Here is a 24,468-nt window from a genome sequence, read left to right as displayed (position 1 = left end):
AACTCAATCCTTGAGTCACATTCCCTTATGCCGTGTATGTATAGTGTCAAATTATTGGGCTACTGTTAAGTCGCGTAAACGTCATTGAGTGTAAGCATATGCTTACATCGGTTTAAATTTAGTAGAGCAATACGCTTAACCATATGATATTAATAACTTTTAATATAAATAACCTTTTTAAGCTAGAAAAAATTAACACAAACCGCCTAAGTATTAGCGATATTCGCTGTTCTAAGTAACACCTTAGTCACCCAAAGTATCGAATGCTTACGCAATTATTTGCAAAACTTACAACTTCTTAACACCAACGACACGCATTAATAAGTTTTAAGTCTTACTATGTGTATGTAAGAAAATATTTCAAGAATAACGATAATTAAGAACAAACATCCATAGTTCATAAGCATGTTTTGCGTATTATTCATGATTGTTAGCGTTATTCTACATTATATATTGACAAAATTTCGCAACTGTATATAAGCACTTTTTAAGTCAACTTATATCTTAGGAGACTCCATCATGAAAACGTTAAACTCTTTTTCTTTTAAAACCATCCTTTCTGCCTCACTTGCATTTTCACTCATTGGCGTTGCTGCTGGTTGCGCTGTCGCCGGTTCAGGTTATGACAATTATCCGATATACAATGACAATAGCGGTTATGGTCATGCTGAAAACAACCGTGCCATTCAGCAGCTGCGTCAGGATTTACGCCGTAAAGGTTATAACGTGATGGACATCAGAACAGAAAGCTATCGCGGTAACCGTGTGCTGACGGTTCTTGCTAAGAAAAATAATCAAGCGTATGAACTAAAATACAGCTCACCAGATCTCAGGCTGATCGGCTCGACCAAAAAACCTTGGTCTAATGCTTGGGATGATAAAAACGACTATAAAGATAGTGGCAAATACAAAGATAAACATCATAAAAATGAAGACAGCATCAAAAACGAATCACGTTATCCAGCGATTAAACGCCGCGCTATCAATAAAGTTGAGGGTATGGGTTATCGAGTCAAAGATATCGAGTTTGAACAAAAAAACAAGCGTAGCGTGTTTGAGATTGAGGCCAAACGTGGCTCACAAGAGTATGAGATTACACTTGGCTATCCAAACTTGAATGTAATCAAGATTAAAAAAGATTAATGTTAAAGACATAGCATCCGAATAACATTTATTCGTTTCATTATTTATCAAATTTTGACATCGTTTAGTATTTGATGACCACGGTCAAATAAACCAGCCCTTGGTTTATTTGACCATTTTTTTATCGCTCTTTTTTATCCTATATTCTCTATTTATCGTCGTTTCAGACTTAACTTTCATATTATTACTGAGATCATCTTATGAATATTAATTCTCTATTAAAAACCACGGCATCGGGCAGCATAGCAGCAGTGTTACTAGCAGCAACCACGGGTTGTATGACCACCCCTAGTTATAACCCTTATGGCGATCTTTATAAGGACAGTAGCGTCTATAAGAAACACAAGAAAGCCATCAACACTGTTGAAAAAGATATTTATCGTCCTGCTATCGAGCAAAGGGCGGCAAATAAAGTCCGTAGCATGGGTTACCGTGTCGAAGACGTTAAATACAAAAAAGGCGACAACAAAATAAAAGTAAAAGCCCACCGCAGTAGTGAAGATTATAAAATCGAGCTTGGCTATCCCGGCTATAATGTCTTAAAAATAAAAGAAGACTAAAAGTCTGTTTTAATAGCCATTGAAAACTGCGATCAAAAATCTAAGACTTCAATCACATCATAAGCAGGTGTTTCATAAGGATGTGCCTGCTTTAATGCGATAATGACATCACCAATATTAACCACCTTTGCAACCACCATCTCGACCCGCCATTCATCCACTTTCTCTAAGCTGTCCTGTGTACCAATATGTGGCGTGCTACCTACCAGTGGCATGAATTGCCCTATTCCCTGCACTTGCCAACAGCATTGCTCATAATCACCGATTCTGCCAGCACCAGCCGCAAATAGCGCCGACTTTACCTGCTGTAATGCTGAGTCTGGTACAAAAACAGTGAGTTTATACATATCCTAGCCCCATTAAATAGCAACCTTATTAAATTAATCGCCTCATCAAATATTTGAAAATTAAATTAAAACTATAAAAAATCCTCTACTTTTTTGATAAAGAAGGGTGATCAGTCCATATATAACGCAGCAACCACTCTTTTGCGTCGCCAGCATAATCAATGCCGATACGGGGGCGTAATGATATTAGTGGCTGACAACCATCATCCTCCACCCAAACTTTTGAAGCAGGCGTGATTGGCTTACCGTATAACGTTCTATCTATCTGTAAGCCCTTGGTCAGCTTACCAGGACCTGCCAGCTGTTTGATATGATTAAGTTGTTTATTAATGTCTAATAGTTGCTCATTCATTAAGCGAGCGCTATCCTCTATTAAAAATCCGGCACGTATTAAAACAGCTTCTGGCGACTCTGCTGGTCCACTGACCAAATTGAGCATATGATGAATACCATAAGTCAGGTATACATAAAAAACGCCACCTATATGGTACATAATCTCTGTACGCGGCGTACGTGTGCCTGCATGCGCATGACATGCAGCATCCCCTTCGCCAATATAGGCTTCTGTCTCTGAGATACGCATACGTAAGATTTTTTGTTGACCATCACTGTCTGTGAGCTCTCGACACAATACCTTGCCAATTAAGTCGGCAGCCACCACGCAAGTGGGACGGGCAAACCAAGATGGCTCCAAAACACTCGATACAATTTGAGACGCTAACATCAGTCATAACCTTTTTATAAGGGTTTGCATTTACACTCTATTATCACAGCAGCATAAATTTAACATAAAAAGCCATCAAAGGCTGTCTGATAGCGACCACTATTACTTATTGCAACTGATGTTATACAGACAGTTAACTCAATATGATAGTAATCTTAATCCCAGATACACCACACTAAAAAACATAATGAAATTAATAGGATATAACAATGAGTAACTCTAATAGCCAAGGCAATAAGCAGCAAAATGGTAGTGATAAAGCAGAAGACAAAAAAAATGATGTAAAAGACAACAACACTGCCAATGACACTAAAGATCAGAATACTGATAAAGGTTCTGATAGTAAGAATTCAAATAATAGCTCAGACAACAAAGACAACAAAGACAACAAAGCATCAGATAGTAAGTCTTCAGATAAAGATGCTAAAAGTAAGGGCGATAAAGACTCTTCTTTAGCTGATACTGCTACTACAAAGGCAAAAGAAGTGGTCGGTACATTAGCGGACAAAGCGGCAGATGCCATGGAGTTTGCTGCTAAGAAAATCAAAGACGCTCGCAAAGAAAGCTAATAAATTTAAGTGCAAAAAAAACTGAGCCATGGCTCAGTTTTTTTATGTTTTAACGGTTTTAATTTTCTACATTTAGCTCAGTGGTACACCGATACGGCTTGCCACTTCTTCATAAGCTTCGATGACATCACCTAATGACTGACGGAAGCGGTCTTTGTCGAGCTTCTTCTTGGTGGCTTTATCCCAAATGCGGCACCCATCTGGTGAGAACTCATCACCTAAGACGATACGGTCGTGAAATACACCAAACTCTAATTTGAAATCCACCAGTATCAAATCACCAGCATCAAACAAGGCAGTCAATACTTCATTCACTTGATGACTCAGCTCTTTCATTTTAGCCAGCTGTGTGTCAGTTGCCCAGCCAAGAGAAATGGAGATTGCCTCATTAACCATCGGATCGCCAAGCGCATCATCTTTATAGAACAGCTCGTAAGTCGGCGGCGTCAAAGCTTGACCTTCTTCTAAGCCTAAACGTCGTACCAAACTGCCTGCAGCAAAGTTACGTACCACGCATTCAACCGGAATCATATCCAAACGCTTAACCAACACTTCGTCATCAGACAATTGCTTTTCAAAATGCGTCTCGATACCAGCGTCTGCCAGCTTTTGCATGATAAAGGCGTTAAAGCGATTATTAACCACGCCTTTGCGGGCAAGCTGTTCAATACGCTTACCATCAAGCGCTGAGGTGTCATCACGGAAATGTAAAATCAGCAGGTCGTTGTCTTCTGTTTCATAAACAGATTTGGCTTTGCCTTTATAGAGCAGTTCTTGCTTTTGCATTAGGAGGTTTCCTGTTCGTTCAAGCTTACGTGGTAAAAACGCGCAGCGACCGCTGATAACTTACAAAACCAATGAGATACATTGGTATTGATAAAAGCATCAGCGGCATAGATAAGGTTAAAAAAGATTTTATTCAGTACGACTCGCAACAGCGCGTTGCGGTTTTGGTAGCTGGTACTGTTTACCAGACTCGTTCTGTAATGTGAGTGTATTGGCGCCTGCATTAGGGGTTGGGTAAAGCGGTACAAAGGGTGCAGTCTCTTGAGCAGCTGGCAGCTGTAGCGGCGCCAACTTTTTACTTTGCTGATACTCTAGGCTACCATTATCACGCTTACCAATAAATTCTTTTGTCGCTTGGCAGCCGCTTAAGACTAACGTACTACCCAACACGACCGTCATTACAGCAGGGAACATTTTTGCAGTCATTGATGATACTTTCATCATATTATCTCTCTGAGTTAGCATTTACACGCATCATTTTATAATAAGTTTGCACGAACCAAAGCACTATCAATCGTCGCGTGATGTTGCTCGGCTAGCCATACTAGCGGCAGGCGAATACCTTGATCTATCATACCCATTTTGTGCAAAGCGTACTTGGCTGGAATAGGGCTTGATTCGATAAACAAGTCACGATGTAGATGTTTAACAATATCATGTATTTGATTGGCAGTATCAAAATCACCGCGCAAGGCTGTTGTAAAGGTTTCACTCATGGCTTTTGGTGCAACGTTGGCAGTCACAGAGATATTCCCTTTACCACCAAATTTCATCAGCTCAAGGGCACTACCATCATCACCAGACAAGACAACAAGACGATCGCCAACTGTTTTTATTAATTGTTCACCGCGAGCTACAGAACCTGTCGCGTCTTTGATAGCAACAATATTGTCGATATCCGCTAAACGCTCGACTGTTTCTTGCGCGATATCAACGACGGTGCGTCCAGGGACGTTATACAGCATTTGTGGGATATCGACCGCTTCAGCAATGGCTTTGTAATGTTGATATAAGCCTTCTTGTGGCGGCTTATTATAATAGGGGGCGACCAATAATGCACAATCTGCACCGGCATCGGCGGCATCTTGGGTCAGCTTAATAGCTTCCACCGTATTATTCGCACCAGTACCTGCAATCACCGGCACACGACCTTTAACATGCTGTACAAAATAGTGAATGACATCGCTGTGCTCTTGCATTGATAAGGTTGCAGATTCGCCAGTCGTACCAACAGCGACAAGGCAATGTGTGCCTTGTTCAATCTGCCAATCTATGAGGTCTGCCAGACGTTTATAATCGACCGTGCCGTCACGAAGCATGGGCGTTATCAAAGCTACCATTGAGCCTTGTAGTCGGGTTTTAATATCGTCGTATGCTGTGCTCATAACTGTGCCTTACTCTCGTATCCTAGCTTTGACTAAAGCTATCACATGATAGGTCATTTGCAAGTACCAATGCATATTTTGAGATATTCATTGTCAAATAGCTGCATGGATACTATAAATAATATGCATGCTCATAAACATCATTGGTAAGATCTTGCTCGAGGTTAATACTGAATGTTTGTATGTCTTATACCGTCCTTGACGCCATTTTATCTGACATTAATAGGATGATTATCTCACTATAAAAACGCCTGCTAGTGTAGCATATTTTGGATTGACCGCTATCAATCAATTAATGCCAAAGCAAGCCATTCTGAAAATAATTGCCCAGCTGCTTCAATCTCATTGCGCCATTAATAGACAGTGAGATTGAGTACGTTTGGTTTTAAAGCAAACCGTCAGTTTAGCGTAATTGCCAAGGGTCGATAAAACCTTTTTAAGCCTTTTAACCAATCGTCAACACATCGTTGGCTAGCCGATACAAGCAAACAAACGCTTATGTCCTTTTGTGCCACAAGTAATAGCAATATCTTTAACTACTCTATCCGTAATCCAATAATACCGGGGATACCTTGACGCATAACTTCGATCGTCACCACTCCCTTTTTAGGCAATACCGATACCGCACTCGAAACATCATTAACGGTTTTAATCGGTTTTTGATGCAGGTTGGTAATGATATCGCCTGCTAAGATACCTGAGCGTGCTGCCAATCCAGTTGGTTCAATCGCTGTGACCAAGACACCCGTTTTATTATCAGAGGCCAGCTCTGCTTGTTCCTCTGGAGTCAAATTACGTAAGGCTAAGCCTAGACTTATTTCGTTATTTTGCTGACCACGGCTTTGTGATTGCATGTCATTTGAGGCATCACTCAGCTTGCCAGTGACAAGCGATTGCTTACCATTACGCTGAATTTGCATGCGAAAGCCATCATTGGGACGCGCGCGATTAATCAGGTTCAATAAATCAGAGGCTTCCATAATTTGGACATCATTGTATTGCAAGATAATATCGCCTGATTTTAGTCCTGCTTTTTGGGCAGGTGAATCAGGCGACACGCGTGTCAGCAACGCCCCTTGCGGACGCGCTAGGTTATAGGCTTCAGCGAGATTGCGATCGATATCTTGCGGATAAATACCCAAGTAGGCACGCTCAACCTTCCCATTGGTTTTGAGCTGCTCATAAACATCCATTGCCGCATCAATCGGGATAGAGAACGACAATCCCATATAACCACCGGTGCCACTAAAAATACGTGAGTTAATGCCAATCACTTCACCGCGCTGGTTAAATAAAGGTCCGCCTGAGTTACCAGGATTCAATGCCACATCGGTCTGTATAAAAGGCACGCTGGTTTCACGCGAAAAATTGCGTGATTTGGCACTGACAATCCCAGCTGATGCCGAATAATCAAAACCAAATGGCGAGCCAATGGCCAGTACTGGTTCACCGACTTTTAGGCTATTAGAATCACCAATCGGTAGCGCTGGGAATTTTTTGCCTGTGACCTTTAATACTGCCACATCCGAGCGCTCATCGCTGCCAACTAAGGTCGCATCCAGCTCAGTTCTGTCATTGAGAGTCACTGTAATTTTGTCTGCACCCGCCACTACATGGTGATTGGTCAGCATATAACCATCATCGGTCACAAAAAACCCCGTACCATATGCATGCTCAATCGCTGGCGTCGCGGCTTGATCAGGGATACGTAGGCGATCACCAAAGAATTTCCGTAACAGCTCAGCCGTTTGGGCTTTTGCAAGCTCAGCCTCACTCACAGTTTTGGTCACATTGACGCGTGCCACCGCTGGCGTGACTTGCTGTACCAATCCTGAAAAATCCGCTGTGGTGACAGCAGCTTGTGCACTTGGCATAGTGTTGATACTAATACCAACACCCATGGTCGTAGCGACAACGATTGCCAAGGTGCTGCGTTGCAGCAAACGCTGCATGGTGGCTATAGTTGCTATGGTGGTTTGCGATTTAGATATATCGATTGGCATCTTATCCCTCATCCAAGTGATTTTTATAATTTTTGTGAGTGCTATGCTATCAATGTACAGTAAGACTGTTTTATTTACATAACTCATGATTGATAGCTAGCCATTTTATCTTAGTTTATAGAGTATTTTTACTGACTGCAGTTTAGTTTGTTATCTATTGAGCATCTATCTCAATACGGTAAGTTAACTTGAATATGCTAATTGCACTATATACTAAACCACACACTGCAAATTCATATTCATCTGAATACAATTATGACTTGCGACGTCACTTAAGGACTTCATCGAGCTATCATACTAGCTATTAGAACCACTGACCAACCATAGCTAGAGAACAATATCGTTGCAGCATTCAGTCGCTAGTTCATAACCAAAATGACTTATGCCGTCTGTCTTTTTAAGAGTCTTGTAACGCTTTGGGTGACAGTGAGCACGCAGTTATAGTCGGTGAAAAGCAATATCGCTATCGTATCGCTATCGACGTATTTGCTCTTTGATATCGACCTTATTATTGCCTTATTGTTTGGCGCATTTAGATAGTGTTTATTAGACCTCTTGCAAAAGTAGCAGAGGGAATTAAAATAACTAATACATTCATAACTGGCTAGGAACCATGCCAAACATAGATAAGCTACTCAAACAAAGTGACGCTGGTTTTAAACGCTATACTGGCATCCATAAAGCCACCTTTCATGAAATGCTGGATGCTATGCAAGAGCATGAATTATCTAAGACCAAATCAGGCAGACCCAGTGCGCTTAGTCTTGAGGAACAAATATTACTGGCCCTTACTTATTGGCGTGAATACCGAACGCTATACCACATCAGTATGGACTTTGGTATTCATGAGTCTTCTGCCAGCCGCATTATTCGTAAAGTAGAAGACGTACTGGTTGATTCAGGCAAGTTTGAACTGCCCAAAAAGCTGCCATGTCGCGTCGATGACGATATCAATTGGCGGGTAGTCATCGTTGATGCGACCGAAACCCCAATTGAGCGTCCAAAAAAAACCAAAGCGACTACTACAGCGGTAAGAAAAAACAGCACACATTAAAAGCGCAGGTTATCGTTCATTGGCAAACAGGCTTGATACTTGATGTGCAAACCTGCAAAGGGTCAATCCACGATTTTAAGCTCTATAAAGATACTTGTCCTGACTGGTTACCTGAAAATACTAACTATCTAGCAGATAGTGGTTATCAAGGTATAGCAAAACTACATAACCAAACCTTCACGCCATTTAAAAAACCTCGTGGTGGTCAGTTATTAGAGATATGCAAACAGGCGAATCATTATCTGGCAAAGTTCCGTATTATGGTTGAGCACAAAATAGGCTTAATCAAATTGTTCAAAATCGTGGCTCATAAATATCGCAACCGTCGTCAGCGCTATGATCTTAGAATGAAGCTGTTTGCTGGTATCGTTAATTCCGAGCTTAACCTATGACTTTCGCAAGAGGTCTATTAAATACCTATCAATAAAAAGCCCCAACTAGTTATTGGGGCTTTTTACTGGAGCAAGATTATTTCTTTATGAAAATGTCTATTAAATATCCAACTTCTCTTCGATCGTCTGCCATATTCGTGCGCTGACCTCATTCGTGCTGCCCGAGGCATCAATACGCTGGATACGTTCAGGCTGCTCGCTAGCAAGGACACTAAAACCTTTATGTACTCTAGTAAAAAATTCCGTCGCTTGCTGCTCAAAACGGTCAGCGGAACTGCGTTTATTAGCACGTGCCATGCCCTCTAATACCGGTAGATCTAGCCACAGTGTAAGCTCGGGTAATTGCACCACAAATTGCTCGATAAGCATGTCAATTTTGGCACGGACAATCGCATCGCCATCTGCACGTCCAAAGCCTTGATAAGCCACTGTTGAGTCGGTAAAGCGGTCACATATTACCCATGTACCACGTTGCAGCGTTGGCAAAATGACTTGCTGCATATGATCACAGCGCGCAGCAAACATGAGTAGTAACTCTGTATCATCATTGATAGCGGTATCCGGGTCTAACAATATCTCGCGCAAGCGTTCAGCAAATGGACTGCCACCTGGTTCGCGGGTGCGCAGATAATCAATGCCGCTCGCTTGCAGACGCGCACATAGTTGCTCAATCGCCGTGGTTTTACCAACGCCTTCAGTGCCCTCAAAACTAATAAAACGCCCTTGAATGGACGTAATGGTGGTTTGAGAAAAAGACGCTTGTATGGATGCTGACATGATATGACCTTATGTCATTGTTGAGCGTTATCATTACTTTAATTATTATAACGATAATGCTCAATAAATGATGCTTTTTTAAAGCAATATAAATAGCAACATAAGATAGTGTTACTGCGGCGGCTTTTGAGCTTTCTTCTCACGCATGACACCGAGATACTCTTTAACTGCTTGATTGTGCTCAGCTAAGCTATTGGTGAATTTATGCCCGCCATTGCCTGTCGCCACAAAATACAGCGCTGTGCTATCGGCAGGATGTAAGGTTGCTTCGATAGAAGCCGCTGACGGCAGTGCAATGGGTGTCGGCGGCAAACCATCGATTTGATAGGTGTTATAACCTGTTTTTTCATCAATGTCTTTACGGCGAATATTGCCTTCATAGCGGCTGCCCATACCATAGATAATGGTAGGATCTGTCTGCATACGCATGCTTTTGTTCAAGCGATTTCTAAATACTGCCGAGACCAAAGGACGCTCCTCTGCCACGCTGGTTTCTTTTTCGATAATTGACGCCATCACCAGCGCCTCATAAGGCGTATTATAAGGGAGGTTTGGCGCACGGTTTTCCCATGCCTTGGTCAGCGCTTGCTGTTGGCGCTTATACAAGTCGGTCAATACCTTCTTGTCGGTGGTGCCTTCCCCATAATAATAGGTATCAGGGGCAAACCAGCCCTCAAGATTGTGATTAACGATAGGGTCATTACTATTAATCACTGCATCCGGCAATATGGCAACCAAATCTAATGCTCCTGCGATGCTAGCATTCGTACTGTCAGCGGTCAGCACTTCTTTCTTGATGCCTTTGTTATCACGTAGCGCCTGATACAAATCTTTTGAGGTTTTGCCCTCGATAATTTGTACTTTAACCATCGCCGCTTTTACCCCTTGCCCAAGCACGTGTAGCGCTTCAGCAATGGTAGGGTTTTCCGGTAATTGGTAAATGCCTGCATGCAATGGACCATCGACTTGCGTCTTCATATAAAGCTTGGCAATCGTGGCAGAAAATAGCGGAATTTCCTGTTGCCACTGCGGTAGCAACCCGTAATAGGTCTGACCCTTTTCAATCGTCACCATTTGCTGTGGCTGTTCAATACGTCCAAATAAAGTCTGATAAACCATGACTAAGAAAAATGCAGCAATCAACCCAAGTACCAACAACGCTTGATAACCGCGCTGCATAAAGAATGAAGGATTGTCGGCTTTATAATGGCGTGGTTTATTATTACCGCTTATGAGCGAGATATCGGTAGGCGGAACTTCTTTTGCACCTGTCTCATCGACTGGTTTTGAGTTCAAAGGTGCCCCATCGACATGCTCGTCAGCAGTGCCTTTTTGGTTATTCGATAGCGTATCATCAGGACGTTCAGGAGGCGTTTCAGGGGTTGGCGTGCTCATGGTCACTCGCGAGGCAGAAGTTTGCTAGAATTTAGCATTGAACTGCCTATTTTTCAATGGTATTTGCTTAGCTTATCCATTAACTTAGCGTTTAAGCTCATTTATATGGCTTAATACTCATATCGCTTATTTATCACTTCAAATCTTTCCTGTAATAAGAAAACGGGCTATGAACCTAAATTTCAATCAAAGTCTTGCCAAAAAGTATAAATCTGAACCTCAAAGAATTCGTGTGCTTAGCGAAGATTGGGTAGCTAAGCAAAGTTATTGCCCTAATTGCAGTGCTGAACCGTTGGCTGAATTTGCTAATAATCAACCAGTCGCTGACTTTTATTGTGCAAACTGTGATGAGCAATATGAGCTAAAAAGTAAAAAGGCGACATTAAGTAATATTATCAACGATGGCGCTTATGACACTATGATTGAGCGCATCAATAGCGAGGATAATCCCAGTTTTTTCTTTTTAACTTATTCTCAAGCATTGAGTGTAAATAATTTTTTAATTATTCCCAAACAGTTTTTTAAACCAGACATGATTATAAAACGTAAGCCTTTATCCGTTACTGCCAGACGCGCAGGTTGGGTTGGCTGTAATATTGACTTGCGTAAAGTGCCCGAATCAGGAAAAGTATTTTTAGTCAAAGACCAGCAGGTCATGCCACGAGATAATGTCACTGAGCAATTTCAAAAAGCCTTATTTTTACGTACACAATCTATCGCCTCACGCGGCTGGACACTGGATGTATTGCAATGTATTGATAAGCTAGAGGCTAATTTCTCTCTCCATCAGATTTATGCATTTGCGGAAGAATTACAGCTTAAACATCCTAAAAACAACCACATCCAAGATAAAATCCGTCAGCAATTACAAGTATTACGTGACAAAGGCATTATTGAGTTTATCAGCCGTGGTCACTATCGAAAATTATATTAAACGCTTTTCGTTATAGCGCTCAGCTCTGGGCTGACCTTTTTAAATACGATTAAATCGCTTAAATTTCACTCCTTCACCCGACAGTAACGTCAGACTGGTCATTGGCATAATACCGCGCAGCGCATTACAAAAAAACAGTTGGCTTACATGGGGTAAATCCTCATCTTGTAACGACCTGATGATAACGGGATTTTCGGTAGTCGATAGCTCATCGATAAGTACTTGCCGCATCACGCCAGCGACGCCCGATTGCGCCATAGATGGCGTATACCATTGACCTTGCGTTAAATAATTCACGTGGATTTTATCAGCACGACCTTTATCAATGTTGACGGCATTAGTCATCTCTGACGACGGTGACTCTACTAAACGTGAATCAGATAATTGATAAAACATATTGCTCATCGTGCCCTCAACCCAGCACCCAGTCATATCACGTAGCAAGCCCTCACCGATATCTTGCGAGCCATTAGAGTTTAATGAACGAGCTTTGATATCCTGCAACTCCGCACTCGCCAACACATTATCCAGACGATTTAAGCTTTTAAGTCCGGCAAGTGACGGCGGCAGACAAGCGATTTGCGAAGATAAACAAACAGCAGTGCTCATAGGCTGTATCGGAACAAAAATATTACCAGCCAACGGCAATTGCTCAATAGTGGTAACCTTCATCGCTAAGGATTTTAGCCAAATCTCACACGCGCTACCACACTCACCTGGCAGATAACCATAACCACGGATATCTTGCGCGGCGCGTGTGATGACAAGCTTTAACATACCTTGTTGTAGCTGCTGCGCATGCACTTGCAAGGCAGATAATAAAGAGCAGTGGTCTACATCAAGCTGCAAGGCAGTCGCATGAGAGATGAGACGCTGATGATGATACTCCGCCCACAGTATCTGCCCATTAATAACGCCCATGGTGGTAAAAAAACCATCGGCGTATGCCAAGCCGCGATTGTCCAAGGAAGCGGTCGCGACGGTGGTCTGCTTGTCTAATGCCGATAAACAGACCCAGCTATTTAAAGGCTGCATGACTTAGTTGTTTTGGCTGGCAGATTTATTGAGAATGAGCATACAGCTGTAGAATTCACATTTTGCCAGCTCTACTTTTTGTCCGCCAATGACTGTATTTTTGACAATTTGACCATTTAGCATATCAGCCAGCAACTTACCGCCCTCATCACCCATCAATTGACGAGCAAGCTGATAGGATTTTTTGGCGTGGTTTTGACTCAGCTCTTTTTCTTTGTCAGAGTCGGTAGGATTGGCAAAATACCAACCAAGCTCGAGATACTTTTCAGAGTCAATGAGATCTAGATAAGGCGCTTCGGTATTCATAAAGCGGTATTTGGACGCAGGGTTACTGGCATAATCCAAGCTATTTTCATCGGTGCTGACCACTTTACCAAGCGTTGATTTGATATCGTCTAGTTGATCGACACGAAGCGACTCGACTTTCTTAGTACCCCATGACGCGACATCATATTTGACTGGGGTGCCCTCTTGGGCAGTAGCACCATCTAAATCAGCATTTGGCGCAGGGGCTTTTGGCGTATCGGAGACGGTCTGCTTATCAGCACTTACCTCCTCTGTTGATACTTTGCTGCTTTTATTGTTATCACAGGCGCTTAACGACACGCCAACTGCCATTATCGTACTGACCATAAGGGTCTGTAGGGTGTTATTCCACATGGGCAACTTACTCACACTTTAAGATAGTTCTGAAAATGGTATTAACAAGCAGCTAGATATGCCGCTGATAATGAATAGTGTCTGTTATTAAAGTCTTGCTATCACTGAATTTTATACATACGCTTTTTCTATTTAAATATTCTACAAATCACATTAAAAAAGCACAGAGAAAAACAATATGGTTACTTTTTCATGCCCTCTAGTTTACCCAACTGCTTAGCGCTTGACCACCCTTTACCTTACGGATAACACTCGCAGAGAGTACAGATTTGTTAAGACGCTAACGTCATAAAAATTCACCCCGACTCAGTTAGCTATATCCATAGCTTCAGGTTTGTCAAACGGCGCGTTATCCCTTATGATAAGTACGCTTTGACACCCTTACTCTGTCACCCTTACTTATACCCTGTACCGCCAGCGGAGCCTTTATGACCCAGCACTTTATCGTTATTGGTAATCCAATTGCCCACAGCAAGTCTCCTGAAATCCATACGTTATTCGGCACACAAGCTGAACTTGATATCTGTTATCAACGACAATATTGTCCAAATGATGCGGCAAGTTTTACGGCAGTGGTAGAAGCGTTTTTTCACGGTGGCGGCGTGGGTGCTAATGTGACTGTGCCTTTTAAACAAGTCGCATATGAATGCTGTGCGGCACGAGGCGGCTTATCTGAACATGCCAAAGTGGCTGGTGCGGTCAATACTTTACTATTAGATAAAAGACTATTGGCAAAAGGTGTGTCACCAGTAGAGGCATTATTTGGTGACAATACTGATGGTCAAGGATTGGTCAATCATATGCAGCGTTTAGGCTGGCCGTTGAGCGGTGCACGCGTGGCAATCATTGGCGCAGGCGGCGCAGCGCGCGGCGTGGTATTGCCACTGATAGAGGCTGGCATTGAAACGCTGACCATCGCCAATCGTACAGTGAGTAAGGCAGAAATTTTAGTTGATGAACTTAGCACCGCAAACGAAAAGATAAATCAACATACTATTCAGACTTATGCGACGGCTGATTTAAGTGGTGACTTTGATATCATCATCAATGCCACATCCATCGGACTATCAGGTGAAACCTTGCCATTAGCCGATAAGCTAAACTGCCAATATGCTTACGATATGATGTATGGACGTGAGCTGCCATTTTTACAACATTTTTCTACCCGTGGCGCTCAGACATCGGATGGTTACGGCATGCTGATCGGGCAAGCGGCGTTAAGTTTTGAGCGTTGGACAGGATGTGTTATTGATGTTGCGCAAGCGACTGCAGCATTAGAGAAAACATCAATATAAGAAATATTACTTAAGTGCAGCCACTAGCTAATATAAAAACAATCTACGTTTTTATATTAACCAAATCGTATCAGTAGCCATTTTTCTATACGGCGCAGCGGTACACGCAAATTCGTTGAATGCATGACAACCCCGCCGCCAAGACCCACCATGCAACCAAGTAGTGTATCCAACAAGCGTGTGTGCGTGACCTCTTGATAGACCGCTGACGTAAGCGGCAACCCACTGCCATATTCTGCAATAAATATCGTCAGCGGCGTGATAAATACAACGGCTAGTCCATAATGACGATCTACCAAGGATTCAATACAAAGCATCATAACCAATATTGAAATAGCAATACCCCATATCGACAGCCCCCAAGATAGCATCCAACTCGCCAGACCCGCGCCTACCAATGTCCCTAGCAAACGATGTAGTTGCTTAATCCACATCGTCCGTAAGTGGATACCCTGAATGATCAGAAAACAGCTGACCGCTGCCCAGTACGGATTAGACATATTTAGCATTAAGGGAATCAAGAGTGCCAAACTGACAAAACCTGCGACAATAATGCTTTCACTGATGGTATCAGGCTCATAACTATAAGTTGGCGTAGGCGTAGCAGGACTCGTCGCTAATAAAAATAGCGAATACAGTAGCCCCATGATGAGGGCAAAGCCACTGCCCAGCATCACAAGCCCAGTGGAAGACATGATTTTCTCTAATGGCAAGGGTATAAATAATGCTAGCGCCCCAGCCATCATCACAAACAAGCCAGCTGGCGGCGGCGGCTGGCGATAATAACGTCCAAATATAACCACACCAAAGGCTATCAGCATAAACACTGGCAGCCTAAGAATAGGCACTTGCTGTGCCGCCAAGCCGAATGCAAAGCATAACGACATGGCAAAGCCCCATGCCATCAAAGTCACTAAACGATAAGGCAGCTTGCCTATTAGAGGCAAATTCAAGATGACCATTGCCCCTAAAGACGCCTTGATACCTGATGGCAAAGCCTCAAAGTAAGCACCCACGAATACGGGGAAACTGATGGTAATGGCAGCGATAATGGGCATATGCCACGGTCTCTTGCTTTGATTGACTGTCAGCAAATGAGCAAGCTCCCCCTCTAGCAAAAACTTCAGGCGAGTCAACAGTATTGTGAGCCAAGGCATCCGCTTTGCCTTGGACTTTGATGGAGTCATACAAGGCCTTCCTTATATCGTAAATGCATTAGAATAATGGGCTTACCGTTCGCCTTGATCATACGGCTATTCTTATAGTGGATAATGGTTTAGCAAGATATGAGGTTAAAAAGCTCATTGACACAGTAATAACTTAATGTTGTAATTATACTAATAAACTATGAATATTAGTTATTAGTTATATATTTGTCGCCATATAAGATTTATACTGCATCAATGCGTAATGACTGTTTTTTATCAAGGATAACTTAACAGTTTCCAAAATAGACAAGCTAGCCTTAACATATCCACCCATTGACTCAAGATATTCTCTGTTTTTATTCCAAATAATTAAAATCGTTTTCATAAACTCTGGCTTAAAAACTGAGTCAACCGTCTATGATAGCGAACAACTAAAGAGAACGACTATGTTAACTTACAAAGCACCTTTACGTGATATCAAGTTTTTAATTAATGATGTATTTGACTACCAAACGCATTATAAAGATTTGGACAATGGCGAAAATGCAGATCCTGAAACCGTTGATATGATTCTTCAAGGGATGGCAGATTTTGCCGAAAACGTTTTGGCACCTTTATATCAGCCAGCGGATGAAGAAGGTTGCCATTTTGAGAATGGTGTAGTGACTACGCCTAAAGGCTTTAAAGAAGCATATCAGCAGTTTATTGATGGTGGCTGGCAAGGTATTTCTTACCCTGAAGAATACGGCGGTATGAACTTACCGACCTCATTGAACCTTATCAAAGCTGAAATGATCGGTACGGCTAACTGGCCTTGGGCTATGTATCCTGGTTTATCAACCGGCTGTATCAATACCATCATGCAGTATGGTACGGATGAGCAAAAAGAGACGTATCTACATAAATTGGTCGAAGGCGCTTGGGCAGGTACTATGTGTCTAACTGAGCCACAATGTGGTACAGACTTGGGTCAAGTAAAGTCAAAAGCTATTCCACAAGACGACGGCAGCTATAAGCTTAGTGGTACTAAGATTTTTATCTCAAGTGGTGAGCATGACTTAACTGAAAACATCATTCATATTGTTTTAGCACGTCTGCCGGATGCGCCAGAAGGCACCCGCGGTATTTCATTATTTATCGTACCGAAATTTTTGCCAAATGCTGAAGGCGAAATTGGCGAGCGCAATGGCGTCTCTTGTGGATCTATTGAACACAAAATGGGTATCAGCTCATCAGCGACTTGTGTCCTAAACTTTGATGATGCCGTTGGTTACTTAATTGGTGAGCCGAACAAAGGTCTAAAAGCCATGTTCACCTTTATGAACACTGCCCGTATTGGTACTGGCATCCAAGGTCTGGCGCACACTGAATTGTCATTCCAAAATGCCCTACCATATGCCAAAGATCGTCGCTCAATGCGTACTTTATCAGGCACGAAAGATCCTGAAAAAGTTGCTGATGCGATCATTCATCATGCTGACGTACGCCGTATGCTATTGACCCAAAAAGCCTTTGCTGAAGGCGGTCGTTCAATGATTTATCATTCAGCACGCTATGCAGATAAAATGGCCCAAGGCATCATCAATGGCGATGATGAAGAGTTTGAAAAATGGGATGATAAGCTTGGCTTTTATACGCCTATCTTAAAAGGCTTCTTGACTGAGCTAGGTATTGAAGCCGCTAAACACGGTCAGCAAGTCTATGGCGGTCATGGCTATATCAAAGAATGGGGTATGGAGCTTATCGCTCGTGATGCTCGTATCGCGACCATGTACGAAGGTACGACTGGTATCCAAGCATTAGATCTACTAGGTCGTAAAGTGATCTTGCAGTCTAAAGGTAAAATCATTCGCGATTATACTTCAAGCATCATGAAATGGTGTGGCGAGTACGCCTTAGACAAAGACATGCGTAAGTTTGTGTGGGCATTGACCAAGCTTTGTGCTGAGTGGAACACCCTGACAGTACGCTTGATGCTGATGGCACGTAAAGACCGTGAAATCATCTCAGCAGCATCTGATGATTTCTTAATGTACTCCGGTTATGTGATGATGGGCTATCACTGGGCACGTATGGCAGCGGTTGCTTATGACAAGCTTGAAAATGGCGGTACAGAATCACCAGAGTTCTACAAAGCTAAAATCCAAACGGCAGAATTCTATTTTGATAAGCTGTTACCACGTACTTCAGGTCACGCCGAAGGCATGGTTGCACCAAGCAGCAGCATGACAGCAATGGACATTGATAACTTTGCTTTCTTAGACTAGGATTGATTAAAAGCTAGTCTATAACTGCTATAAATAAAAAAGCGCTTAGTTAAATCACTAGGCGCTTTTTTTATTGTATTAGCAAGTAACTGATAAATTCAGTTACGCATTTAACATTTTCTTATGATACACCGCGCTAATCTCTTCAACCTCTACGCATACTTGTAACGATGCGCGTCCTGATTGCTCAGCGCCCAGCGTTTGCTCTATAATAGTCACCAATTGCTCAGCAAGCTGATTACGGATACTTATATCACGACCGCTCATGATTTTTAGATGTGCATAAATAAAGCCATTGACTGGCTCATCATCTTCAACGCCCACCAAAAACGTTTCAACAGGAATAATGCGCGCTTTAATATCTGTTGCTTTACCAAAGTGTCCACTGTCCCACAGGATCTTATTCAACGCTTTAAGGAATGATTCTTCGTGAGCAATACTGACATTGGGTGTCATTTGAATGGTTAAATGCGGCATGATTATATCCTTATACAATATGGGTAAAAAATAAAAGTAAGTAGCTTTAAAGGCTGAATATATCTGACAATCAGCAGTTTTCAATCATCGGTAATAGAGGCAAAACGCGCTGTAAGTGTCGTCGCTAATTGTGCTGGCGGCAGTTCAATCTCTAGACCACGGCGACCACCGCTCACATAGATGGTTGAATGTGTTTGCGCTGACTCATCTATAACAGTTGGCAATCGTCTCTTTTGTCCCAATGGACTGACGCCGCCCAGCACATAGCCGGTACTACGCTCGACCTGTTTAGGATCTGCCATTTGGACTTTTTTGCAGACCAGCATTTTATTAATAGATAGCGCCTTAGCCATTTTTTTAAAGTTTAAGGTTCTATCCACTGGCAAGATAGCAACGGCGAGTGCTTCTGTATCGGTCAATACAACCAAGGTTTTAAAAACTTGTGTCACATCAACACCCAGTTTTTCGGCCGCTTCTAACCCAAAAGAGGCAGCGTTACTATCATGGATATATTCGTGTAGTTGATAATCGAGAGCGCGTTGTTTGGCGAGATTGATAGCTGGCGTCATAATACTCTCACTGAATTAAGTGACGTTAATAAGTAAGCAGAAATACAAGATAGTATGTTTTGTACAAAACCATTTTGACCCTAAATACTTTACTTTTCAAATCATTGAATAGCTTATGCAGCGCATATCTTACCGCACAGTAACCAGAGCTTATTAATATTGGTAGTATCTACAGACACTATATATCGCTTTGATGGCTTTTATGGCATTATAAGGGCAATATATTTGACTAATTTTGATACCGATTATGATACCGAAGTTCTTAAAAAAACGGATTTTTAAAGCACCAGTGGTCAGCGGTAATACGCCAGACACTGAACCGTCAGACACGCCAAAAATTGATGGCAGCCCTGTTATATCCACGCCTTATACTAACGCACCAATTAATCAATTGTACCGTAAAATCTCAGGGCAGATGCTAGATGTAGCAGTAAAACCAAAGCTTTTGGGCGAATTGCCAGAGTTTGATCATGATGATCAGACGTTAAGATTTTATGTGCTGCAAGATTATTCGCGCTCCAACAGTATTTTGATTGACCTGCAAACGCAAGAACATAAATTACCGCCAGCATTGGTTGGGGTAAATGACAGTGCTCATAACATCAAAGAAAATGCTGCCATTATATTTTTACATCACCCACATGCCAAAGAAAACCAACTATCGCCCCGCCTATCACGTCTGGTCTCTGCTGTTTTGCAGTATCCAGAATTAAAAGTACGCTTAGTACCAGTATCTATTCTCTGGGGACGTGCGCCTGAAAAAGAGGATTCTTTATTTAAACTGCTAACGGCTGATAACTGGCAAGATCCTAGCATTACCAAGCAATTATTCAATATTGGTGTGATGGGACGCGATACTTTTATACAGTTCCATCCTCCGCAAGATTTGCGTACCCTTATTAATGATAGCCTTAAAGACGATGATGATGAGCCTACTGACTTAAATTCCGTGATCTTTGAATCTGCTACTCTTGATACGAATGCCAGTGATGCTAAAAATAGCGCCACTGAAAATACAATTGGTGTAGCGCCAAATTATACTGTGGTAGCTGCGGCTGATGGCAATCGTGAGCTTGTACGCTCATTGCAACAGCAGCTGAATATTTATTTGGACAAACAGCGCGCCAGTATGCTGGGTCCTGACTTATCAGACAGACGTAACTTAGTAGATAAGCTGGTTTACTCGCCTGCCATTAGACATGCAATAGAGGCAGAAGCGGCAGAGACCGGTACTAGCCCTCGTGAAGCGCGACTACTTGCAAAGAGCTATGCTAATGAGATGGTCAATGATTACTCACATGCCATCATCCGTGGTTTTTATAAATTTTTAACGTGGTTATGGACGCAACTGTATGATGGTGTAGAAGTCCATCACTTCGAGCGCGTACGTGAACTGGCAGCAGATTATGAGCTGGTCTATGTACCTTGTCATCGTAGCCATGTTGACTACTTACTACTGTCTTATGTCATTTATAAACGCGGCTTGAGTATTCCTTATGTCGCGGCGGGTGATAACTTAGATGTGCCAGTTTTAGGTCCAATATTACGCGGTGCAGTGGCTTTTTATATACGTCGTAGTTTCCGTGGTAATGCGCTTTATACCGCAGTTTTACGTGAGTACATGCACACGCTTATTACTCGTAATACGCCGATTGAATACTTTATCGAAGGCGGGCGGTCACGTTCAGGACGTTTGCTACCACCGAAAATGGGTATGCTAGCAATGACCGTGCACAGCCAATTGCGTCAGAGTAACAAGCCAGTAGTCTTTATTCCGACTTATATCGGTTATGAGCGCATCATGGAAGGTGGCACCTATATCGGTGAGCTAAAAGGTAAGCCAAAAGAGTCTGAATCATTACTTGGACTCCTCAAAGTCGGTCGCAAGATTGAACGTATTTTTGGTAATGTACACCTAAGCTTTGGTACACCGCTACATTTAACCGATTTTATGGCCAAATTTGATGTACCAGAAAATAGCTTACCTGCTGATCGCACCGATACGCCGCTCGATGATAAAGCCAGCGCCATGGTTGATAATATCGGCGTCAAAGTCATGCAGCATATCAATAAAGCAGCAGTGGTTACTCCGGTATCCTTACTGTCACTGGTGTTACTCTCTGCACCAAAATCGGCGCTCGATGAAGATATTTGCCGCGAGCAAATTGCCCTTTATCAAGGTTTGGCTCAACAGCTGCCATATTCAAGTGATACGGTCGTCACCGACATGTCGCCGCAGCAAATTATTGATTATGGCATTAAGTTAAAACTTATTGAACGTATTCCTCATATCTTGGGCGATATCATTCAGATTGCAGGTAAACAAGCAGCACTGCTGAGTTATTTCCGCAATAATATTTTGCATGTCTTTATTCTCCTGTCTTTCTTAGCGGCTTTAGTTGCCCGTAATGGTCGTATCGAACGTAGCCGTCTAGACAATATCGCCATGCAGCTCTACCCATTTTTACAAAGCGAGCTGTTCTTATATTATCCTGCCCATGGCTTGGCGGATATCCTGAACAAAAAAGTTGACAGTTTAATTGCTCACGGTTTGGTTGTAAAATTGGGCGAGGGTATGCTCAGCGTCCCTGAAGCCAATAGCAGATGCTACCAGCAGCTACAAGTGCTTGCCACGCCGGTTGAACAAAGTCTTGAACGCTACTTTATGACTTTGGCTCTACTCGCTCAACAAGGCTCAGGCAACTTAACCGAAAATGAAGTGGTTGATTTATGTCATCTGCTTGGTCAACGTTTATCAGTGCTATACGCTGATGATATTCCTGACTTCTTTGATCGCGCGCTATTTACCAGTTTCCTCGGTGCATTGACTCGTTTAGATTATCTGCAAAAAGATGTAGAAACCGGCATTTTAACCTTTGATCAACGTATCAATGATATTGCTCATCATGCAAAATATGTGTTGAGACCTGAAATGATGCAAATTTTGCATCAAGTTGCCAGTCTCAATGAAGAAGAAATTGCCCATGCCATTACTGAAATCAGTAATAAAAAGCAGCGTAAATTCGGGCGTAAGCGTTAATTTTTAAATTATTTAATAATAATACACAAAAAATGATAACGCATAAAAAAGACCTCTAACGATTAGAGGTCTTTTTTTATTACTTAAAATTTGAAATTTCTAAGTAACTGTCTTTTTTAAGTAATTATCTTCTAAACAACAGTTTTAAGTTGAAATTTTCTTATACTTCATACGCTTAGGATTGGCATCATCACCCATCGTCTTTTTGCGATACGTTTCAAACTCAGAGTAGTTACCATCGAACCAAACTGGGCCTTCTTCTTCAAATGCCAAGATGTGGGTCGCGATACGGTCAAGGAACCAGCGATCATGCGACACGACCATGACAGTACCTGGGAAGACCTGAATCGCATCTTCTAGCGCACGTAAGGTTTCGATGTCCAAATCGTTTGATGGTTCATCAAGGAGCAATACGTTTGCGCCTTGCTTCAATGTCTTAGCTAACTGCAAGCGATTACGCTCACCACCAGACAATTGACCGACGTGCTTTTGCTGGTCTGAACCTTTAAAGTTAAAGCGTCCAATATAAGCGCGGCTTGGCGTCGTATAGTCGCCAACGGTAATAATATCAAGCCCATCAGAGATTTCTTCCCAAACCGTTTTGCTATCATCTAAGTTGTCACGTACCTGACCAACATAAGCGACTTTTACGCTTTCGCCCAAATCAACTGAACCAGTGTCTGGCGTATCGCGTTCGGTAATCATGTTAAATAGCGTGGTTTTACCCGCACCATTTGGACCGATAATACCGACGATAGCACCGGCTGGGACGTTAAAGCTCAGGTTCTCATAAAGTAAACGATCACCAAATGATTTGGAGATATCGTTCACTTCGATAACTTTATTACCCAAACGAGGACCCGGTGGAATATAAATTTCAGAGGTTTCATTGCGTTTCTGGAATTCTTGCGAGTTCAACTCTTCAAAACGCTGCACACGAGATTTAGACTTGGCTTGTTGACCTTTTTGGTTTTTACGAATCCAATCAAGCTCTTTTTTCAGCGCTTTAGCAAACGATTCTTCTTGCTTGTTCTGCTGCTCTAAACGGGTGTTCTTTTGCTCTAGCCACTCAGTATAGTTGCCTTCATACGGATAGCCATGACCACGGTCAAGCTCCAAAATCCACTGCGCAACGTTATCCAAGAAATAACGGTCATGGGTAATGGCAACGATTGTACCACTATAGTTCTGCAGGAACTGCTCTAACCATGCCACTGACTCAGCGTCCAAATGGTTGGTTGGTTCGTCAAGTAATAACATATCAGGGCGTGATAAGAGCAAACGGCATAGTGCCACACGGCGTTTTTCGCCACCTGATAGTTTACTGACATCCGCGTCCCAAGGTGGCAGACGAAGTGCATCAGCCGCTTTTTCAAGCTGGGTATTTAAGTTATGCGCATCCCATGCTTGAATGATGTCTTCCATCTTACCTTGCTCTTCAGCAAGCTTGTCGAAGTCGGCATCAGGCTCAGCATATTCGGCATAAATAGCATCCAGACGAGCAAGCGCATCTAATGCCTCACGCATACCGTCTTCAACGTTACCACGGACATCTTTGCTGTCATCGAGCTGCGGTTCCTGTGGCAAATAACCAATTTTGGTACCCGTTTGCGCACGAGCTTCACCACTAAACTCAGTATCCACGCCCGCCATGATGCGTAGCAAGGTTGATTTACCTGAACCATTGATACCCAAAACACCAATTTTGGCGCCAGGGAAAAAAGATAAGTTAATATTTTTTAAAATTTCACGCTTAGGTGGAACAAGTTTTGACACGTTGTTCATCGTGTAAATATATTGAGCCATTAACACTCCGATAGACTGCATAAAAGAGATAAACAAGCAGACTTAACAATACTGTCAAGTACGCTGTACCTCAAAATCAGGGGTATTCATTGATTGTCATTA

Annotated in this window: 22 protein-coding genes and 1 pseudogene; 9 read left to right on the top strand and 14 right to left on the bottom strand. The window is 42.5% G+C overall.

The window, feature by feature from the left end; translation table 11 throughout:
• The first annotated feature begins 519 nt into the window (after window positions 1-519).
• The gene (locus AC0J5Y_RS00855) at window positions 520-1,143 is read left to right on the top strand and encodes a PepSY domain-containing protein (RefSeq protein ID WP_475131107.1); all 624 of its coding nucleotides are present in this window, start codon (window positions 520-522) and stop codon (window positions 1,141-1,143) included.
• A 200-nt stretch (window positions 1,144-1,343) separates the two neighbouring features.
• Entirely contained in the window at window positions 1,344-1,703 is a 360-nt protein-coding gene (locus AC0J5Y_RS00850; protein ID WP_475131106.1) for a hypothetical protein, read from the top strand.
• A gap of 32 nt (window positions 1,704-1,735) precedes the next feature.
• Here AC0J5Y_RS00850 and AC0J5Y_RS00845 read toward each other — a convergent pair whose 3' ends face one another.
• Entirely contained in the window at window positions 1,736-2,050 is a 315-nt protein-coding gene (locus AC0J5Y_RS00845; protein WP_475131105.1) for an NGG1p interacting factor NIF3, read from the bottom strand.
• Between the two features lie 85 nt (window positions 2,051-2,135).
• Window positions 2,136-2,774, bottom strand: a complete 639-nt coding sequence (locus tag AC0J5Y_RS00840) for a DNA-3-methyladenine glycosylase (protein WP_475131104.1) — start codon at window positions 2,772-2,774, stop codon at window positions 2,136-2,138.
• Window positions 2,775-2,983: 209 nt separating this feature from the next.
• Here AC0J5Y_RS00840 and AC0J5Y_RS00835 point away from each other — a divergent pair, with 209 nt between their 5' ends.
• Window positions 2,984-3,343, top strand: a complete 360-nt coding sequence (locus AC0J5Y_RS00835; protein WP_475131103.1) for a hypothetical protein — start codon at window positions 2,984-2,986, stop codon at window positions 3,341-3,343.
• Window positions 3,344-3,415: 72 nt separating this feature from the next.
• Here the strand turns inward: AC0J5Y_RS00835 and purC are convergent, their stop codons facing one another.
• The 4 genes from purC to AC0J5Y_RS00815 all read right to left on the bottom strand — a co-directional run bounded on the left by purC (window position 3,416) and on the right by AC0J5Y_RS00815 (window position 7,466).
• Window positions 3,416-4,129, bottom strand: coding sequence for a phosphoribosylaminoimidazolesuccinocarboxamide synthase (gene purC, locus AC0J5Y_RS00830; protein WP_475131102.1), 714 nt, complete (start codon window positions 4,127-4,129; stop codon window positions 3,416-3,418).
• A 129-nt stretch (window positions 4,130-4,258) separates the two neighbouring features.
• Entirely contained in the window at window positions 4,259-4,594 is a 336-nt protein-coding gene (locus tag AC0J5Y_RS00825) for a hypothetical protein (protein WP_011512533.1), read from the bottom strand.
• 14 nt (window positions 4,595-4,608) lie between these two features.
• Window positions 4,609-5,514 carry a 4-hydroxy-tetrahydrodipicolinate synthase gene (gene dapA, locus AC0J5Y_RS00820; RefSeq protein ID WP_475131101.1) on the bottom strand — a complete coding sequence of 302 codons (906 nt, stop codon included), beginning with the start codon at window positions 5,512-5,514 and terminating at the stop codon, window positions 4,609-4,611.
• Between the two features lie 536 nt (window positions 5,515-6,050).
• Window positions 6,051-7,466: a Do family serine endopeptidase gene (locus tag AC0J5Y_RS00815; RefSeq protein ID WP_475132043.1), complete on the bottom strand. Its 1,416-nt coding sequence runs from the start codon at window positions 7,464-7,466 to the stop codon at window positions 6,051-6,053.
• Between the two features lie 664 nt (window positions 7,467-8,130).
• Here AC0J5Y_RS00815 and AC0J5Y_RS00810 point away from each other — a divergent pair.
• Entirely contained in the window at window positions 8,131-8,571 is a 441-nt protein-coding gene (locus AC0J5Y_RS00810; protein ID WP_475130068.1) for a transposase family protein, read from the top strand.
• An 8-nt stretch (window positions 8,572-8,579) separates the two neighbouring features.
• Window positions 8,580-8,963 (top strand): annotated as a pseudogene (locus tag AC0J5Y_RS00805) (transposase family protein); the annotation flags it as partial.
• Window positions 8,964-9,062: 99 nt separating this feature from the next.
• On the opposite strand, the gene tmk reads toward AC0J5Y_RS00805, so the two are convergent.
• Together tmk and mltG are read right to left on the bottom strand one after the other, a co-directional pair.
• Window positions 9,063-9,740: a dTMP kinase gene (gene tmk, locus AC0J5Y_RS00800; RefSeq protein WP_475131100.1), complete on the bottom strand. Its 678-nt coding sequence runs from the start codon at window positions 9,738-9,740 to the stop codon at window positions 9,063-9,065.
• Window positions 9,741-9,851: 111 nt separating this feature from the next.
• A complete protein-coding gene (gene mltG, locus AC0J5Y_RS00795) occupies window positions 9,852-11,135 on the bottom strand; it encodes an endolytic transglycosylase MltG (protein WP_475131099.1) in 1,284 nt (427 codons plus the stop codon).
• 169 nt (window positions 11,136-11,304) lie between these two features.
• Here mltG and AC0J5Y_RS00790 point away from each other — a divergent pair, with 169 nt between their 5' ends.
• The gene (locus AC0J5Y_RS00790; RefSeq protein ID WP_475131098.1) at window positions 11,305-12,069 is read left to right on the top strand and encodes a DpnI domain-containing protein; all 765 of its coding nucleotides are present in this window, start codon (window positions 11,305-11,307) and stop codon (window positions 12,067-12,069) included.
• Window positions 12,070-12,108: 39 nt separating this feature from the next.
• Here AC0J5Y_RS00790 and AC0J5Y_RS00785 read toward each other — a convergent pair whose 3' ends face one another.
• A complete protein-coding gene (locus AC0J5Y_RS00785; RefSeq protein WP_475131097.1) occupies window positions 12,109-13,104 on the bottom strand; it encodes an aminotransferase class IV in 996 nt (331 codons plus the stop codon).
• A gap of 3 nt (window positions 13,105-13,107) precedes the next feature.
• A complete protein-coding gene (locus AC0J5Y_RS00780) occupies window positions 13,108-13,764 on the bottom strand; it encodes a hypothetical protein (protein ID WP_475131096.1) in 657 nt (218 codons plus the stop codon).
• A gap of 428 nt (window positions 13,765-14,192) precedes the next feature.
• Here AC0J5Y_RS00780 and aroE point away from each other — a divergent pair, with 428 nt between their 5' ends.
• Window positions 14,193-15,059 (top strand): shikimate dehydrogenase, encoded by an 867-nt coding sequence (gene aroE / locus AC0J5Y_RS00775; protein WP_475131095.1) that lies wholly within the window; start codon window positions 14,193-14,195, stop codon window positions 15,057-15,059.
• Between the two features lie 56 nt (window positions 15,060-15,115).
• On the opposite strand, the gene AC0J5Y_RS00770 is transcribed toward aroE, so the two are convergent.
• Entirely contained in the window at window positions 15,116-16,246 is a 1,131-nt protein-coding gene (locus AC0J5Y_RS00770; protein WP_475131094.1) for an FUSC family protein, read from the bottom strand.
• A 407-nt stretch (window positions 16,247-16,653) separates the two neighbouring features.
• Here AC0J5Y_RS00770 and AC0J5Y_RS00765 point away from each other — a divergent pair, with 407 nt between their 5' ends.
• On the top strand, window positions 16,654-18,474 hold the full coding sequence (locus AC0J5Y_RS00765; protein WP_475131093.1) for an acyl-CoA dehydrogenase C-terminal domain-containing protein: 1,821 nt from the start codon (window positions 16,654-16,656) through the stop codon (window positions 18,472-18,474).
• Between the two features lie 102 nt (window positions 18,475-18,576).
• Here the strand turns inward: AC0J5Y_RS00765 and AC0J5Y_RS00760 are convergent, their stop codons facing one another.
• Together AC0J5Y_RS00760 and ybaK are read right to left on the bottom strand one after the other, a co-directional pair.
• Window positions 18,577-18,951 (bottom strand): 5-carboxymethyl-2-hydroxymuconate Delta-isomerase, encoded by a 375-nt coding sequence (locus tag AC0J5Y_RS00760; protein ID WP_475131092.1) that lies wholly within the window; start codon window positions 18,949-18,951, stop codon window positions 18,577-18,579.
• A gap of 80 nt (window positions 18,952-19,031) precedes the next feature.
• The gene (gene ybaK, locus AC0J5Y_RS00755) at window positions 19,032-19,520 is read right to left on the bottom strand and encodes a Cys-tRNA(Pro) deacylase (protein ID WP_475131091.1); all 489 of its coding nucleotides are present in this window, start codon (window positions 19,518-19,520) and stop codon (window positions 19,032-19,034) included.
• A gap of 247 nt (window positions 19,521-19,767) precedes the next feature.
• On the opposite strand from ybaK, the gene plsB reads away from it, so the two are divergent.
• Window positions 19,768-22,560 carry a glycerol-3-phosphate 1-O-acyltransferase PlsB gene (gene plsB, locus AC0J5Y_RS00750; protein WP_475131090.1) on the top strand — a complete coding sequence of 931 codons (2,793 nt, stop codon included), beginning with the start codon at window positions 19,768-19,770 and terminating at the stop codon, window positions 22,558-22,560.
• 144 nt (window positions 22,561-22,704) lie between these two features.
• On the opposite strand, the gene ettA is transcribed toward plsB, so the two are convergent.
• Window positions 22,705-24,366, bottom strand: coding sequence for an energy-dependent translational throttle protein EttA (gene ettA, locus AC0J5Y_RS00745; protein ID WP_325243654.1), 1,662 nt, complete (start codon window positions 24,364-24,366; stop codon window positions 22,705-22,707).
• Window positions 24,367-24,468: the final 102 nt, after the last annotated feature.

The organism is Psychrobacter sp. TS_SC_6 (genome assembly GCF_056156305.1).
This window is presented reverse-complemented; position numbering and strand designations above follow the sequence as displayed.

Excerpts from the sequence above, each read along its gene's own strand:
- AC0J5Y_RS00790 (WP_475131098.1), top strand. The coding sequence starts at position 11,305 with ATGAACCTAAATTTCAATCAAAGTCTTGCCAAAAAGTATAAATCTGAA.
- AC0J5Y_RS00840 (WP_475131104.1), bottom strand. The coding sequence starts at position 2,774 with ATGTTAGCGTCTCAAATTGTATCGAGTGTTTTGGAGCCATCTTGGTTT.
- ybaK (WP_475131091.1), bottom strand. The coding sequence starts at position 19,520 with ATGACGCCAGCTATCAATCTCGCCAAACAACGCGCTCTCGATTATCAA.
- AC0J5Y_RS00835 (WP_475131103.1), top strand. The coding sequence starts at position 2,984 with ATGAGTAACTCTAATAGCCAAGGCAATAAGCAGCAAAATGGTAGTGAT.
- aroE (WP_475131095.1), top strand. The coding sequence starts at position 14,193 with ATGACCCAGCACTTTATCGTTATTGGTAATCCAATTGCCCACAGCAAG.
- plsB (WP_475131090.1), top strand. The coding sequence starts at position 19,768 with ATGATACCGAAGTTCTTAAAAAAACGGATTTTTAAAGCACCAGTGGTC.
- AC0J5Y_RS00770 (WP_475131094.1), bottom strand. The coding sequence starts at position 16,246 with ATGACTCCATCAAAGTCCAAGGCAAAGCGGATGCCTTGGCTCACAATA.
- purC (WP_475131102.1), bottom strand. The coding sequence starts at position 4,129 with ATGCAAAAGCAAGAACTGCTCTATAAAGGCAAAGCCAAATCTGTTTAT.
- mltG (WP_475131099.1), bottom strand. The coding sequence starts at position 11,135 with ATGAGCACGCCAACCCCTGAAACGCCTCCTGAACGTCCTGATGATACG.
- AC0J5Y_RS00810 (WP_475130068.1), top strand. The coding sequence starts at position 8,131 with ATGCCAAACATAGATAAGCTACTCAAACAAAGTGACGCTGGTTTTAAA.
- ettA (WP_325243654.1), bottom strand. The coding sequence starts at position 24,366 with ATGGCTCAATATATTTACACGATGAACAACGTGTCAAAACTTGTTCCA.
- AC0J5Y_RS00850 (WP_475131106.1), top strand. The coding sequence starts at position 1,344 with ATGAATATTAATTCTCTATTAAAAACCACGGCATCGGGCAGCATAGCA.
- AC0J5Y_RS00785 (WP_475131097.1), bottom strand. The coding sequence starts at position 13,104 with ATGCAGCCTTTAAATAGCTGGGTCTGTTTATCGGCATTAGACAAGCAG.
- AC0J5Y_RS00765 (WP_475131093.1), top strand. The coding sequence starts at position 16,654 with ATGTTAACTTACAAAGCACCTTTACGTGATATCAAGTTTTTAATTAAT.
- AC0J5Y_RS00855 (WP_475131107.1), top strand. The coding sequence starts at position 520 with ATGAAAACGTTAAACTCTTTTTCTTTTAAAACCATCCTTTCTGCCTCA.
- AC0J5Y_RS00815 (WP_475132043.1), bottom strand. The coding sequence starts at position 7,466 with ATGCAGCGTTTGCTGCAACGCAGCACCTTGGCAATCGTTGTCGCTACG.
- AC0J5Y_RS00780 (WP_475131096.1), bottom strand. The coding sequence starts at position 13,764 with ATGTGGAATAACACCCTACAGACCCTTATGGTCAGTACGATAATGGCA.
- AC0J5Y_RS00760 (WP_475131092.1), bottom strand. The coding sequence starts at position 18,951 with ATGCCGCATTTAACCATTCAAATGACACCCAATGTCAGTATTGCTCAC.
- AC0J5Y_RS00845 (WP_475131105.1), bottom strand. The coding sequence starts at position 2,050 with ATGTATAAACTCACTGTTTTTGTACCAGACTCAGCATTACAGCAGGTA.
- AC0J5Y_RS00825 (WP_011512533.1), bottom strand. The coding sequence starts at position 4,594 with ATGCTAACTCAGAGAGATAATATGATGAAAGTATCATCAATGACTGCA.
- dapA (WP_475131101.1), bottom strand. The coding sequence starts at position 5,514 with ATGAGCACAGCATACGACGATATTAAAACCCGACTACAAGGCTCAATG.
- tmk (WP_475131100.1), bottom strand. The coding sequence starts at position 9,740 with ATGTCAGCATCCATACAAGCGTCTTTTTCTCAAACCACCATTACGTCC.